At 73.6% G+C, this 14,354-nt stretch carries 11 protein-coding genes; 2 read left to right on the forward strand and 9 right to left on the reverse strand.

Annotation, left to right across the window (positions count from 1 at the left end):
- Nucleotides 1-35: 35 nt before the first annotated feature.
- Nucleotides 36-584, reverse strand: a complete 549-nt coding sequence (rimP, locus tag UK12_RS14520; protein WP_045303356.1) for a ribosome maturation factor RimP — start codon at nt 582-584, stop codon at nt 36-38.
- Between the two features lie 279 nt (nt 585-863).
- On the opposite strand from rimP, the gene UK12_RS41255 reads away from it, so the two are divergent.
- Both UK12_RS41255 and UK12_RS14530 read left to right on the forward strand, forming a co-directional pair.
- Nucleotides 864-1,946: a ferritin-like domain-containing protein gene (locus UK12_RS41255; RefSeq protein ID WP_082119613.1), complete on the forward strand. Its 1,083-nt coding sequence runs from the start codon at nt 864-866 to the stop codon at nt 1,944-1,946.
- Nucleotides 1,947-2,092: 146 nt separating this feature from the next.
- A complete protein-coding gene (locus UK12_RS14530; RefSeq protein ID WP_045303357.1) occupies nt 2,093-3,016 on the forward strand; it encodes an aminoglycoside phosphotransferase family protein in 924 nt (307 codons plus the stop codon).
- On the opposite strand, the gene UK12_RS14535 is transcribed toward UK12_RS14530, so the two are convergent.
- The 8 genes from UK12_RS14535 to UK12_RS14570 all read right to left on the reverse strand — a co-directional run bounded on the left by UK12_RS14535 (nt 2,989) and on the right by UK12_RS14570 (nt 14,276).
- Nucleotides 2,989-3,558 carry a GNAT family N-acetyltransferase gene (locus UK12_RS14535; RefSeq protein WP_045303358.1) on the reverse strand — a complete coding sequence of 190 codons (570 nt, stop codon included), beginning with the start codon at nt 3,556-3,558 and terminating at the stop codon, nt 2,989-2,991. The two genes, UK12_RS14530 and UK12_RS14535, sit on opposite strands and share 28 nt — an antisense overlap.
- Nucleotides 3,559-3,617: 59 nt before the next feature.
- The gene (locus UK12_RS14540; protein ID WP_045303359.1) at nt 3,618-4,493 is read right to left on the reverse strand and encodes a GNAT family N-acetyltransferase; all 876 of its coding nucleotides are present in this window, start codon (nt 4,491-4,493) and stop codon (nt 3,618-3,620) included.
- A 186-nt stretch (nt 4,494-4,679) separates the two neighbouring features.
- Entirely contained in the window at nt 4,680-5,840 is a 1,161-nt protein-coding gene (ispG, locus tag UK12_RS14545; RefSeq protein ID WP_045303360.1) for a flavodoxin-dependent (E)-4-hydroxy-3-methylbut-2-enyl-diphosphate synthase, read from the reverse strand.
- Between the two features lie 141 nt (nt 5,841-5,981).
- Complete coding sequence (locus tag UK12_RS14550) at nt 5,982-7,289, reverse strand: M50 family metallopeptidase (RefSeq protein WP_231591210.1); 1,308 nt, start codon at nt 7,287-7,289, stop codon at nt 5,982-5,984.
- A gap of 43 nt (nt 7,290-7,332) precedes the next feature.
- On the reverse strand, nt 7,333-8,562 hold the full coding sequence (dxr, locus tag UK12_RS14555) for a 1-deoxy-D-xylulose-5-phosphate reductoisomerase (RefSeq protein WP_052681884.1): 1,230 nt from the start codon (nt 8,560-8,562) through the stop codon (nt 7,333-7,335).
- A 113-nt stretch (nt 8,563-8,675) separates the two neighbouring features.
- On the reverse strand, nt 8,676-10,118 hold the full coding sequence (locus tag UK12_RS14560; RefSeq protein ID WP_045303363.1) for an aldehyde dehydrogenase family protein: 1,443 nt from the start codon (nt 10,116-10,118) through the stop codon (nt 8,676-8,678).
- Nucleotides 10,119-10,427: 309 nt separating this feature from the next.
- On the reverse strand, nt 10,428-11,993 hold the full coding sequence (locus UK12_RS14565) for a PucR family transcriptional regulator (RefSeq protein ID WP_045303364.1): 1,566 nt from the start codon (nt 11,991-11,993) through the stop codon (nt 10,428-10,430).
- A gap of 231 nt (nt 11,994-12,224) precedes the next feature.
- On the reverse strand, nt 12,225-14,276 hold the full coding sequence (locus UK12_RS14570) for a hypothetical protein (protein WP_052681885.1): 2,052 nt from the start codon (nt 14,274-14,276) through the stop codon (nt 12,225-12,227).
- Between the last annotated feature and the right edge of the window lie 78 nt (nt 14,277-14,354).

The raw sequence follows: 14,354 nt of genomic DNA on the forward strand, positions 1-14,354 counted from the left end.
TCTTCTCTCATCACGTACATGGTTCAGCCTGCTCGTCAGTCGTCGGAGGCGTCGTCGGCGTCGTCCGCCACAAGGTCCTCGGCCTCGTCCAGGAGCTTCTCGTCTTCCTTGCGGTTGAACTCGACCTGGACCCGGGCCTTTGCCACCTCGGTGTACTCCAGACGGCGCTCCTTGGCCCGGCCGCGGCCCTTGACCGGCTGCACCTCGACCAGCGCGCCGTCCTCGTCGGCCGTCAGGACGCGGACGACGATCTCGCCGCCGTCCGCCAGCGTGGCCTTGACCAGCCGGCCCTCGGCCCGGCGCCAGTGGCGCGGCGCGGTCAGCGGGCGCTCCGCACCCGGCGAGCCGACCTCCAGCAGGTACGGGGCGTCGCCCATCACGTCGGAGTCGTCCAGCGCCTGGCCGACCAGACGGCTGAACTCGGCAATCGCGTCGAGGTCCACACCGCCGTCGGCGTCCACGTCGATCTGCACCTGGCGGCGGCTGCCCGCCTGGGTGACCTTGACGTCCTCAAGGTCCAGTCCGGCGTCGGCGGCCAGCGGTTCGAGCAGCGTGCGCAGCCGGTCAGTGGGGGTGGTGCTCATCCGGGTGACTCCTCGGCCGCGTCTGCTGTTGTCGGTTGGTGCTTAAGTCAACGCGAAGCCTATCCGGTCAACCCCGGAACCGCCGATTCCGCCGAGCGGCACGACCCCCCGGCTGCACCCTGTTGCCGGGCCATCGCCCGGCCGGGCTGCGAGGAACATCACATTGACGTGGCGGCCACGACCACGGCTGGCGGCCGTGGTGACTCTGTAATGATTCACAGCAGCGGGGGGCGCGCCGTCTCCCATGCCCCCATCCCCTGACCTTGCGGGAGCGCGACGATGCTGTCCCCCACCCGGCGGACCCTCCTGGGCCTCGGCGCACTCACCGGCGCCCTGGTCCTCTCCGGTTGCACGGGTGGTGGCGGCAGCGACGGCGGCACCCGCGCGGACCGGCCCGACCCCGACCTGCCGCTGCGGGCCCGCGCGGTGGCCACCACCGACACCCTGCTCGCCGACTACGACGCCGTCCTGGCCGGATCCGGCGCCGCACAGGCGGACCGGCTGCGGACCTTCCGGGCCGACCTGGTCGTCCACCGCGTCGCCCTCGCCACCGGCCTCCCCTCCCCCGGCGCGAGCACCCCGCCGAACCCGCCGAGCGCGGGCGGCCCGCCCGGTAGCCGATCGACCGGCCCCGCGGTGAACTCGGTGGCCGCGCTCGCCGCCGCCGAGCGGCAGGCCGCCGGTGCCAGGCTCGCCGACCTGGACGCCGCCTCACCCGCCCTCGCCAAGCTGCTGGCCTCGGTCTCGGCCTCGGACGCCCTGCACGCGGCCGCGCTCGGCGACACCGGCCGGATCACCGTCCCCGTCCCCGCCCCGGCGCCCTCGGACGGCACCGCACCGTCCGCCTCGGCCGCCTCGCTTGCCCCGTCCGCCTCGGCCACCCCGTCGGCCGCCGGCAGCCCGGCGCCGCTGCCGAGCACCGCCACCGCCGGGCTGCAAGGCGCCCTGGCCGCCGAACACGCCGCCGTCTACGGCTACGGCGTGGTCGGCGCCTGGCTCCCCGCCGGGGCGCAGCGCCAGGACGGCTACGCCTCGTACGCCGCCCACCAGGCCCGGCGTGACGACTGGCAGCGGCTGCTCGGCTCCGGCGGCGCGACCCCCACCGCCGCCGCACCCGGCTACCGGCTGCCCTTCCAGGTCACCAACGCCGCCACCGCAGGACAGCTCGCCGCCCACATCGAGACCCAGCTCACCGGCGTGTACGCCAACCTCGTCGCCGCCACCACGGGAGCGCTGCGCGGCACCGCCGCGACCAGCCTGCGCGAGACCGCCCTGAGCGCCACCCACTGGGGCGCCGACCTCTCCGCGCTCCCCGGCCTGCCCGAGCCCGGCGCCGACCCGAGCGCAAGCGCAAGCGGGTAGCCCGCGGAGCCGTACCGGCGCGCGCAGCCGCCCGGCCGACATCCCGACAGTCGGCCCATCTGTGCGCCTGACCAGCGGTTTCGCTCCGATGGCCGACAATGGGCGGGCAGTGTCCCAGGGGGAAGTACCGGAGCGAGAGGCCCAGCATGTCGCCAGTACCAGGGCAGTTCACCGTCCCAGAGCGCCTGGCGGCGACCGTCCGGGCCACCGCCGGGGCAGCGGGCACGGCCTGGCTGGCCGCCCTCCCGGAGATCCTCCGCGAGCACCTCGCCCGCTGGGACCTCACCCTGGAGCGGATCGGCGAGCCCGGCGGACAGTTCAGCCTGATCGCCTACGTGCGCCGCCCCGACGACTCGCTCGCCGTCCTCAAGGCCCAGCCCGTCACCCCGGCCACGGCGTACGAGCACGCGGCGCTGCGGCACTGGGCCGGGCGCAGCGCCGTGCTGCTGCTGGACGCCGACCCGGCCGCCGGGGTGCTGCTGCTGGAGCGGCTGCACGGCGACATCCCGCTCCGCTCGCTCGCCGAGGCGAAGGCGATGCTGGAGGCCGCGGGTCTGCTCCAGCGGCTGTGGGTGGCGCCGGCCGAAGGGCACCCGTTCGCCTCGGTCGCCGACCGGGTCGGGGAGCGTGCGGTCGAACTGCGCCGTCGCCGGGAGCTGCCCGAGGCCGCCGAGACCCGGCCGCTGGTCGACGAGGCGCTGGAGACGGCCGCCGGGCTGCTCGCCGACGAGCCCGAACGCGTGCTGCTGCACGGCGACTTCCACCACGGCAACGTACTGGCCGCCGACCGGGCTCCCTGGCTGGCGGTCAACCCCGAGCCGCTGGTGGGCGAACGCGCCTTCGACCTCGCCTGGCTGGCCCAGGACCGGATGGACACCCTGGCCGGCGCCCCGGGCCCGCGCGGCGCGGCCCGCCGCCGCCTGCACCAGCTCGCCGACGCGGTCGAGGTGGAGCACGAACGGCTGCGTGGCTGGACCCTGTTCCGCACCGTCGCGGCCGGGCTGCGCAGCCTGGAGTCCGGCGACAGTGCGAGCGCGGAGCTCTATCTGGAGTTCGCCGCCTGGCTCTGATCCCGCGTCAGCAGCGGCAGCGGTGCGCCCATCACCGCGTACGGGCGGACGGTGTTCGGGAAGAGCACCTGCCGGGCCAGGTCCTGGTAGCCGAGCGAGCGGTAGAGCCGCCGGGCGGGGGTCTCCGCGTCGATCGCCGAGAGGATGCTGCGCGGCAGTCCGGAGCGTTCGCACAGGGTGCGGATCAGTGAGCTGCCGATGCCGCAGCCCTGGAACTCGGGCAGGACGTGCAGCTCGGTCACGGCGAACACGCCGTCCAGCCAGTGCTCGTGCCCGCGCGCGGCCAGGTAGGGCTCGATCACCGTGCTCCACCAGTGCTCGCGCAGGTTGGGCATGCCGTAGCCGAAGCCGACCAGCCGACCTCCGCTGAGCGCGCCCAGGGCGATCACCCCGGGCTGCTGGGCGTGCCGTGCGACGATCTGCAGCCGGACCGCCACCTCCTCGGGCCGCAGCCCGAAGGCGACCGCCTGTACGTCCAGTGCGTACGGCGCCCAGGCCGCCAGGTCGATGGCCTCGATCATCACCTCGGTCAACTGCTCCATGACCGGGACGTTACTACTACAAGCCGCACACGGTGGCCTGCTCAGGACAGGTCGTCCGGTCAGAACAGGACGCTCATGAAGGCGCCGACCTCGCGGAAGCCGACCCGGTGGTAGGCCGCCCTGGCCCGGACGTTGTAGTCGTTGACGTACAGCGAGACCACGGGTGCGACCTCGCGCAGCGCGACGCCCAGGACGGCTGCCATGCCCGACTCGGAGAGCCGCTTCCCGCGGTGTTCGGGCGCCACCCAGACGCCCTGGATCTGGCAGGCACCGGCCGTGACGGCACCGACCTCGGCCTTGAAGACCACCTCGCCGTCCTCCGAGAAGCGGGCGAACGACCGCCCCGAGGCGACCAGTTCGGCGACCCGGGCCTGGTAGAGCAGGCCGCCGTCGCCGGCCAGCGGTGAGATGCCGACCTCCTCGGTGAACATCGCCACGCAGGCGGGCATCAGCGCCTCGATCTCGTGCTTCCCGACCCGGCGGACCAGCGGGTCGGGCACCACCTCGGCGGCGGGCTCGGTGGTGGCGAGCAGCGGCTGGTGGGCGCGGACCTCGCGCGGCGTTCCCCAGCTGCGCTCCAGCAACGCCCAGAGGGCGGCGGTGGGTTCGGCGGGGCCGACGATCGAGGAGCAGCGGCGGCCCTGCCGGCGGGCCCGTTCGGCGAAGGCGCGGACCGCGTCGGGCCCCGCGTTGACCAGGACCAGGTTGGCCCCGGCGTAGCAGAGCGACCTGAGCCGGCCGTCCTGGTCGAACCAGCCCCACATCTCACCGCCGAGCCGCCAGGGGTCGAGCCCGACGGCCTCGACCCGGGTGGCGACGAAGGCGTTGGCGACCGGGTCGCGGTGCAGGATCTCCAGGGCGGCGTCGAGATCCGCGGTGTCCAGGATCCGGGTGGCGGCAAGGGCGCGGGCAACCTGGAAGGGCCCGGGAAGCATCACACCACGATCGAGCACAGCCACCTCACCAATCGAACTCGCCCAGCCCGGTCCGGCCGATCCCGTCGCCACGAGCGAGCGTGCACCGCCCGGGACGTCGGACTCCGGGCACCCTACTCCGCCGGCCCCCGGAAGCATGCCGCGGGGCCGTCCGTGGACGGACGACCCCGCATCGGCACGCCGAGGTCACTCGCCGGCGACCACGGTGGGGCTGCCGGCCGCGACGCCGTCCTGCTGCATCTGCTCGGCCAGCTTCAGGGCCTCCTCGATCAGCGTCTCGACGATCTTCGACTCGGGGACGGTCTTGATGACCTCGCCCTTCACGAAGATCTGGCCCTTGCCGTTGCCGGAGGCGACCCCGAGGTCGGCCTCGCGGGCCTCACCGGGGCCGTTGACGACGCAGCCCATGACGGCGACGCGCAGCGGCACCTCCATGCCCTCGAGCCCGGCGGTGACCTCCTCGGCCAGCTTGTAGACGTCCACCTGGGCGCGGCCGCAGGACGGGCAGGAGACGATCTCCAGGCCGCGCTCACGCAGACCCAGCGACTCCAGGATCTGGTTGCCGACCTTGATCTCCTCGGCCGGCGGCGCGGAGAGCGAGACCCGGATGGTGTCGCCGATGCCCTCGGCCAGCAGCGCGCCGAAGGCGACGGCCGACTTGATGGTGCCCTGGAAGGCCGGTCCGGCCTCGGTCACACCGAGGTGCAGCGGGTAGTCGCAGGCGGCGGCGAGCTGGCGGTAGGCGTTGATCATCACGACCGGGTCGTTGTGCTTGACCGAGATCTTGATGTCCCGGAAGTCGTGCTCCTCGAAGAGCGAGCACTCCCAGAGCGCGGACTCGACCAGCGCCTCGGGGGTGGCCCGGCCGTACTTCTCCATCAGGCGCTTGTCCAGCGAACCGGCGTTGACGCCGATCCGGATCGGGATCCCGGCGTCCTTGGCGGCCTTGGCGATCTCGCCGACCTTGTCGTCGAAGGCCTTGATGTTGCCCGGGTTGACCCGCACCGCGGCGCAGCCGGCGTCGATCGCCGCGAAGACGTACTTCGGCTGGAAGTGGATGTCGGCGATCACCGGGATCTGCGACTTCTTGGCGATGATCGGCAGCGCGTCGGCGTCGTCCTGCGAGGGCACCGCGACGCGGACGATCTGGCAGCCCGAGGCGGTGAGCTGCGCGATCTGCTGCAGCGTCGCGTTGATGTCGGAGGTGACGGTGGTGGTCATCGACTGCACCGAGACCGGGGCGTCGCCACCGACCGGCACGTTGCCCACCATGATCTGCCGGGAGTACCGGCGCTTGGCGAGCGGCTTGAGCGGCAGGGACGGAATACCGAGCGAGATCGCGGTCATGTGCGCAGGGTTCCCAAGGGGTGGAGGTGTGGTCGGCCGACCGTGCATGTGGCCGGGCCGGGTGTGCGGACAAGCACACACCCGGCCACCCACGGTACGCCACGGCCCCTGCCCCGGGCACATCTGCCCGGTCGGGCGGGGCTAGTTGAGCTTGACGGGGTTGACGAGGTCGGCCACCGCCACCAGTGCCGTGAAGCAGATGAAGATACCCGCGACCACGTACGCGACCGGCATCAGCTTGGCCACGTCGAACGGGCCCGGGTCGGGACGGCGGAACACTCCGGCGACCCGGCGGCGCAGCGACTCCCACAGCGCCCCGGCGATGTGGCCGCCGTCCAGCGGGAGCAGCGGCAGCATGTTGAACAGGAAGAGCGAGAGGTTGATCCCGGCGAGCAGCTGGAGCATGAAGGAGAGCTGCTGGGTGGCCGGGAGGTCCATCGCGAAGACGTCGCCGCCGAGCCGGGCGGCGCCGACCATGCCCATCGGGGAGTCCACCGGGCGCGGGTCGTGGCCGACGATGGCGTGCCACAGGCCGGGGATCTTGCCGGGCAGCTCGACCAGCGAGGAGATGCCGTGCCTGGCCATGGTGGTCATCTGGTCGATGCTCTGGCCCAGGCTCAGGTGCACCACGCCGATGGCCGGCGAGAAGCCGAGGAAGCCGGCCTGGACGGGGGCGCCCTTGACCGCGTTGCCGTCCGCGTCGACCGGATTGACGGTGTTGCTGGTGATCGCGGCGGTCAGCGGGACCTGCTCGCCCTTGCGCTCGACCAGGATGGTCACGGTCCGGCCGGGGGACTTGCGGATGTCGGCCTGGAGCTGCTTGTAGGTGCTGATCCGGTCGCCGTTGAAGGCGAGCACGGTGTCGCCCGGCCTGAGCCCGGCCGCGTTGGCCGGGGACTTCGGGGCGTCCTTCGGGCAGGTGTCGGTGGCCGACCCGGTCGGCACCACGCACTCGCTGACGGTGCCGATGGTCGGGACCGGCATCTGCGAGCCGAGGCCCATGAACAGGCCGAGGTACAGCACGAACGAGAGGATCAGGTTCATGAACGGACCGGCGAACATCACGATCACCCGCTGCCAGGGCTTGCGGGTGTAGAACAGCCGGTCCTCGTCACCGGGCTGGAGCTCCTCGTAGGAGGCCTCCCGGGCGTCCTCGATCATCGAGCGCCACGGCGAGCTGCTGCGCTGGGTTATCCGCCCGTCCGCTCCCGGCGGGAACATCCCGATCATCCGGATGTACCCGCCGAGCGGGATCGCCTTGATGCCGTACTCGGTCTCGCCCTTGCGGCGCGACCAGACGGTCCGCCCGAAGCCGACCATGTACTGCGGCACCCGGATCCGGAAGAGCTTGGCCGTGGAGAGGTGGCCCAGCTCGTGCCAGGCGATCGAGAAGAGCAACCCGACCAGGAAGAGCAGAATGCCTAGCACCCACATCAACGCTGTTGTCACTGCTCGTCCTCCGTCATGCCGCTCCGCCCGCCGTACGTCGTGTTCAGCCTGCCGCCAGCTCGGTGGCCCGGGCGCGGGCCCAGTCCTCCGCGTGGAGGACGTCCTCGACCGTGAGCGAAGTTCCCGCGGTGGGGGTGCCGTGCTCGGCGACCACCTTGGCCACGGTGTCCACGATTCCGGTGAAGGCGAGGCGGCCGTTCAGGAAGGCCTCGACGCACTCCTCGTTGGCGGCGTTGAAGACGGCCGGTGCCGTCCCGCCGAGCGTACCCACCTCGCGTGCGAGCTCCACCGCCGGGAACGCCTCGTTGTCGAGCGGGAAGAACTCCCAAGTGGCGGCCTTGGTCCAGTCGCACCCCGGGGCGGCGTCCGGGACCCGGTCCGGCCAGCCGAGGCCCAGCGAGATCGGCATCCGCATGTCCGGCGGGCTGGCCTGGGCCAGCGTTGAGCCGTCCGTGAACTCCACCATCGAGTGCACGATGGACTGCGGATGGACCACGACCTCGATCCGGTCGAACGGGACGTCGTACAGCAGGTGCGCCTCGATCACCTCAAGGCCCTTGTTGACCAGGGTGGCCGAGTTGACGGTGATCACCGGTCCCATCGCCCAGGTCGGGTGGGCCAGCGCGTCCTTCGGCGTGACGGCGGCGAGCTGCTCGCGGGTCCGGCCCCGGAACGGGCCGCCGCTCGCGGTGACCACCAGCTTTCGCACCTCCGCCCGGCTGCCGCCGGCCAGCGCCTGGAAGATCGCGGTGTGCTCGGAGTCCACCGGCACGATCTGGCCCGGCTTGGCCAGCGCCTTGACCAGCGGGCCGCCGACGATCAGCGACTCCTTGTTGGCCAGCACCAGCACCCGTCCGGCCCGCAGCGCGGCCAGGGTGGGACGCAGACCGATCGACCCGGTGATCCCGTTCAGCACCGAGTGGCACTCGACGGCGGCGACCTCGGTGGCCGCGTCGGGCCCGGCCAGGATCTGCGGCAGCGGGCGGCCCGCCGCCTTGGCGGCCAGCGCCTCGCGCAGCGCGGACACCGCGTCCTGGCGGGCGACGGCCACGGTGTGCACACCGAGCCGCAGCGCCTGCTCGGCGAGCAGCTCCACCCGCCCCCCGGCCGCCGAGAGGGCGACCACCCTGAACCGGTCGGGGTTGCGCAGCACCACGTCGATGGCCTGGGTGCCGATCGACCCGGTGGAACCGAGGATCACCAGCTCCCGGGGACCGTCAGGGTCCTGCTGGGCGGGCGTGAAGTGCAGCTGCGGGTGGGCGAGCGAGTTCATGCGCTCCATTGTGGCCTCTCGGCCCCCGTGCTCGCCCCCACCTGTCGGCCCTGGGCCCCGGGTACGCCGACAGCCCGCCACCACGGTGTGGTGACGGGCTGTCGGCGTACGGCTCAGAGGTCGAGGCCGGTGAGGACCATGACCTTCTCGTAGGTGAAGTCGTCCATCGCGTACTTGACGCCCTCACGGCCGACGCCGGAGTCCTTCACGCCGCCGTACGGCATCTGGTCGGCGCGGAAGGAGGGCGCGTCGCCGATGACCACGCCGCCGACCTCCAGCTCGCGCTGGGCCCGGAAGGCGTTCTGCAGGTCACGGGTGAAGACGCCCGCCTGGAGACCGAACGCGGAGTCGTTGACGGCCGCGAAGGCCTCGTCCACGCCGTCCACCTTGTGCAGCGAGAGCACCGGGCCGAAGACCTCGGCACGGGCCAGGATCGCGTCCTCGGGCAGCTCGGCCAGCACGGTCGGGGCGTAGGTCGCACCCTCGCGGGTACCGCCGGTGAGGACCTTGGCGCCCTTGGCGACGGCGTCCTCGACCCAGGACTCGACGCGCTTGGCGGCGTTCTCGTCCACCAGCGGGCCGACGTCGACGGCGTCGTCCTTCGGGTCACCGGTGACCTGCGCCTGGACCTTGGCGACGACCTTCTCCACCAGCGCGTCGTAGACCGAGGCGTCGGCGATCACGCGCTGCACCGAGATGCAGGACTGGCCGCCCTGGTAGTTGGAGAACATCGCGATCCGGGTGGCCGCCCAGTCCAGGTCGGCCTCGGAGGACCAGTCTGCGAGGACGACCGCGGCCGCGTTGCCGCCGAGCTCCAGGGTGACGTGCTTGCGCGGCACCGAGTCCATGATCTGGTAACCGACCTTGTCGGAACCGGTGAACGAGATGACCGGCAGGCGCTTGTCCTGGACCAGCGCGGGCATCTTCTCGTTCGCCACCGGCAGCACGCTCCAGGAGCCCGCCGGCAGGTCGGTCTCGGCCAGGATCTCGCCCAGCACCAGAGCGGAGAGCGGGGTGGCCGGGGCCGGCTTGAGGATGATCGGGGCGCCGACGGCGATCGCCGGGGCGACCTTGTGGGCGACCAGGTTCAGCGGGAAGTTGAACGGGGCGATGCCCAGCACCACACCGCGCGGGAAGCGGCGGATCAGCGCGAAACGGCCCACGCCGCCCGGGTCGGTGTCCAGCCGCATGGTCTCGCCGTTGGTGCGGCGGGCCTCCTCGGCGGCCCAGCGGAACACCGAGACGGCACGGCCGACCTCGCCACGCGCCCACTTGATCGGCTTGCCGTTCTCGGCGGTGATCAGCTGGGCGATCTCCTCGGTGCGCTCGGCCAGGCGCTTGGACACGTGGTCCAGAGCGGCGGCCCGGACGTGCGCCGGGGTCGCGGCGAAGACCGGCAGGGCGGCAGCGGCGGCGGCGACCGCCTCCTCGACCTGCGCGTCGGTGGGGACGCTGACCTTGCCGACCAGGCTGCCGTCGAACGAATGCCGGACCTCGAAGTCCCCGTCGCCGGTCGCCCGGCGGCCGGCCAGCCAGAACTCATGGGTGGTGGTCACAGTCGTACCGGCCCTTTCCTCGTCATGCTCCGCTCCACGGCCATGGAGCCCAGAGCCAGAACCCCAACGGTAGGGGCCCGGCCGGTCAAACCGGATTGGACGCGGCGTAGTGGTCGGCCCGAACGCCAGTACACGATGGCGAAGCACCCCTGGAATACGGGGGACCGCGCGGAACGGGCGGAACGCGATGCGACCGAGGTCACCCGCGCCCGGCCCGCCGGCGGCGTCCCGCGCGCCCCGGATGCGGCGGTGCGGGCCGTCCGCCGAGGACCGCCGCAGGCCCGGGACGGTCCACCGGGCGCCGGGGGTCTACTCCTCGCCCGCCCGCAGGGCCAGCCAGAGCTCCATCCGGACGTCGGTGTCGTCCAGCGAACGGCCGAGCAGCTCCTCGACCCGGCGCATCCGGTACCGCAGGGTGTGCCGGTGCACGCCGAGATCGGCGGCGGCCGCGTCCCACTGGCCGTGCCGGGAGAGCCAGGCGCGCAGCGAGGCGACCAGGTCGCCGCGGGCCGTCCGGTCGTGATCGCGCAGCGGCCGCAGCAGGCCCTCCGCGAAGGCCGTGACCGCCTCCTCGCCCAGCAGCGGCAGCAGCGACCCCGCACCGACCTCCTCGTGGTCCACCGCACGGCGGCCACCGCGCAGCGCCACCGCCAGCGCCCGCTCCGCCTGGGCGAAGGCCGTACCGGCCTCCTCCAGACTGGTCGGCGCCGAGACGCCGAGTGCCAGGCCCTCGTGCTCCTCGATCGCACCCAGGCAGGCCCGGTGCGCCGCGCCGTTGTCCAGCGCCAGCACGGTCAGCCGGGCACCGTGCGGCCCGTCGTCGCGGGAGACCAGCAGCCGCTCGCCGACCCGGCCGCCGGCCTGCTCGGCCCGGTCGCCCAGCTCGCTCAGCGCCTCGGCTGCCTCCGACCCCGCGGCGGCGCCGGCCACCAGCACCCTGGCCGTACCCTCCGGCAGACCGCCGAAGAGACCCGCCGCGACCTGCCGCGCGGTGCCGACCTCGCCCGCCAGCACCATGCCGAGCAGCGCCGCGCCCATCCGCTCCTCCGCCTGCCGCAGCTCGCGCGAGCGCTCCAGGGTCAGGGTGAGCAGCGCGACGGCCGCGTTGAGGACGTACCGCTCGGTCGGGGTGATCCGGTCCTCGGTGCCGACCGCCAGGAAGCCCCTGGCCCGGCGGTCCGCGCCCAGCGACTGGACCACCACGTAGTCCTCGTCGGCGGTGTCGATCCCCGGTGCGCGGCCCTGCAGGGCCGCGCTGGACGGGGCCGGTCTACGGCGCAGCCGGTCCACCTCGGCCGCCAGCCGGCCGGCCCGGCGGGCCGCCCAGTCCGGTGCCACCGCGGACAGCGCGCCAGAACCGTCGTACAGCGCGGCCCAACCGCCGAGGCGGGCGGCCAGCCTGCGCACCACGGCGGTGGTGCCGTCCTTGCCCAGGGCGGCCCGGGTGAGCTCCTCCTGGGCCTCGAAACTGGTGGTCACCGCTTCGTACTGCTCGGCGGCGAGCGCGGCCGAGACGGTCTTGCTGATCGCGATGAACGGCGTCGCCTCCGGGACCCGCAGCAGCGGCAGGCCGCGCTGCGCCGCCGCCTCCACCAGCGCCTGCGGCACCTCGGTGTGCGAGAGGCCCACCCCCAGGCCCAGACCCACCACGCCCGCGTCGGCCAGCCGGTGCACGTACGCCTGCAGCTGCGAGGCGGCCTTGCCGAGCTTGATGCCGGTGGTGAGCAGCAGCTCACCGCCTTCGAGGAACGGCGTGGGGTCGTCCAGCTCGCTGGTGTGCACCCAGCGGACCGGCCGTTCCAGGTGGTCCGCACCGGCCAGGACGGTCAGGTGGAGCGAGGTGGTGCGGACGACGGAGGCGAGTGTGGGGGGCATGCCAACCTTCGGTGATTTCGACCTGTTCGCGCCATTGCGATCAGGCGAGGGGGAATCTGCCTCCATTATGTACGCCCCGGACAAGCCGCAAGGCCGAATCCACCGCAGCGGAGTCAGCCGGGGGCGTCGGCCGAATCGCCTCCCCGGACCGTCGGTCCGTCAGTTTCCTTGCCGCCCGGCACAGTCGCACCGCCGCACCCGGGTCGGCCGCGCCCGGTCGGCCGCGCCCGGTCAGCCGCGCAGGTCCACCAGCAGCGGCGGGACCTGCTCGCCCGTCACCGAGGTCAGCGAGATCACCGCGTGGCCGGTTGGCAGGGCGTGCGCGAGGTCCGACGGGGACCAGCGGTGGCGCTCGACGTCGCGGGTGGTGACGCTCTCGGTCTGGGCGGAGGTCCCGGAGAGCGTCTTGCGGGCCAGGCGGCCGGAGCGGCGGAGCAGCCCGCCGGAGGTGTCCGGGGTGTGGGTCACCGAGGTCTCGGGGACCAGATGGGTGCCCCAGGCCTCGGAGAAGAGTCTGCCGTCCCAGGGCGCGATCCCGGGGAAGGCCATCCGGCAGCCGACCGCGCCGAACAGCGGCGCGCGCAGCGCCTCGGGCAGGTCGACCAGGGTGCGCAGCAGCAGGACCGCCCCCGCGTTTGCGCTCCGCATCCGCTGGAGGCCGCGCACGGTGTGGGCGTCGAGTGCCGCCGAGGCGTCGTCCACCACCAGGCCCGCGAACAGCGCCTGCTCCTGCCGCACCCCGGCGGCCTGGACGAACTGCGCCACCACCAGCCGGGAGAGCATCCGCGCCGCCTCCGGGTGACTGCGCTCGGGCAGCTTGACCCGGACCCGCAGGGGGTGGTCGAGGGCCCGCATGGCGAAGGCCGGCTTGCCGGGCTCGGGCCCGGCGAAGCACTCCGCGAAGGCGGGCCGGTCGAGCAGCGCCAGCCGGTCCGCGAGCAGCACACCGGGGTCGTCGGCGCGGCCGTGCTGGCGCACCCGGTGCTGCAGGTCGGGCTGGTGGCCGGCGAGCAGCCCGGCCTCGCGCAGCGCCACGCCGAGCGCCACGAAGCTGTCGGGGTCGCCGCCGAGCAGCGCCCGCAGCTCGCGCACGCCGGGGTAGCGGCGGTAGACGGCGTGGAAGGGGCCGACGATCTGCTGCAGGGCGGTCCTGGCGTTCTCGGCGCGGGCGGAGAGCTCGTCAGGCAGCAGCGCGTCGGCCAACCGGGCGGCGGCCTCGTCCACCTCACCGGCGGCGCCGAACAGGTCGAGCCCGTACGCGGAGTCCGGGTCGCCGGGGGCGATCACCACGTCGTACCACTCGTCGGGGCCGAGGTCGGCCTCGGCGGCGCCGACCACCACCGCGCAGGCCGTCCCGGCCAGGGCCTGGAGGCAGAGCGCCTCGGCGACCGGGCGGGCCAGCCTGGCGGTCTTGCCGGTACCGGCCGGGCCGACGGCGAGCAGCGAGGTGCCGAGGACGGCCGGGTCGAGGGCGAGCCCGGCGCTGCGGTGGGTGACCGGGTTCTTGATCACGTCCTGGGTGGTGCCGAGCCGCAGCTGACGGGTGAGCAGATCGTGCCGGGCGCCGCGACCGGGCAGGTCGCGGGCTTCCGAGGGGTGTGCGCAGGCGGCGGCGCCGCGGGCGGCGATCTCCTCGGCGAAGGCGGACAGCAGGTCGGGTTCGCCGAGGACGGCCTCCCAGGCGCGGTGGATCCGGACGTAGTCGACGTCGCCGACGGCCTCGGCGTCCAGCCGCCGGGCGGCGTACGGGGCTCCGCCGTGCCGCAGCCGGCGCCAGGGGTCGGCTGGCCCTGCGGGCTGCGCGGCCTCGGCCGGGTCGGGCTGTTCCTGGGTGACGGTACGGGCGAGCAGCGGGACGGCGTAGCGGCGCCAGACCTCGGTCCAGCGGCCCATCCGCCCGAAGAGCTTGATCACTCCGGCCAGTACCACGGCGTTCACCGCGAGCAGCGCGATCAGGGCGGTGGTCTGGCTGATCCCGTCCAGCAGTCCGAGCAGTCCGGCGAGGTAGAGGACGAGGTCGACGCCGTAGAGATAGGCGGGCCAGGCGACCAGCAGATTGAGTGCGGCACGCAGCAGCAGGGGCCCGGCGGGGACCTCCGCGTCCTTGGTGCGGTTCGGGTCCAGCGGGCGGTAGCCGTACCGGTAGATGCCGATGCCGGCCTCGGGCCGGGGGGCGCCGACCCAGGCGGTCAGGTCGAAGGGGTGGCTGCGCTGCTGCGGGAGGGCGACCGAGGCCCGGTCCGCCGGTGCAACCCACTGCCCCTGAGTGCCGTCCAGTCCCATGTCCCCGGCCCCGCTCCCTGTGCCCGCCCGGCTGTGCCATACCCATGCCGCCCGTCCGGCGACACGCCCGCGCTCAAT

Source organism: Saccharothrix sp. ST-888, from assembly GCF_000955975.1.
In the GTDB taxonomy this organism is placed as follows: domain Bacteria; phylum Actinomycetota; class Actinomycetes; order Streptomycetales; family Streptomycetaceae; genus Kitasatospora.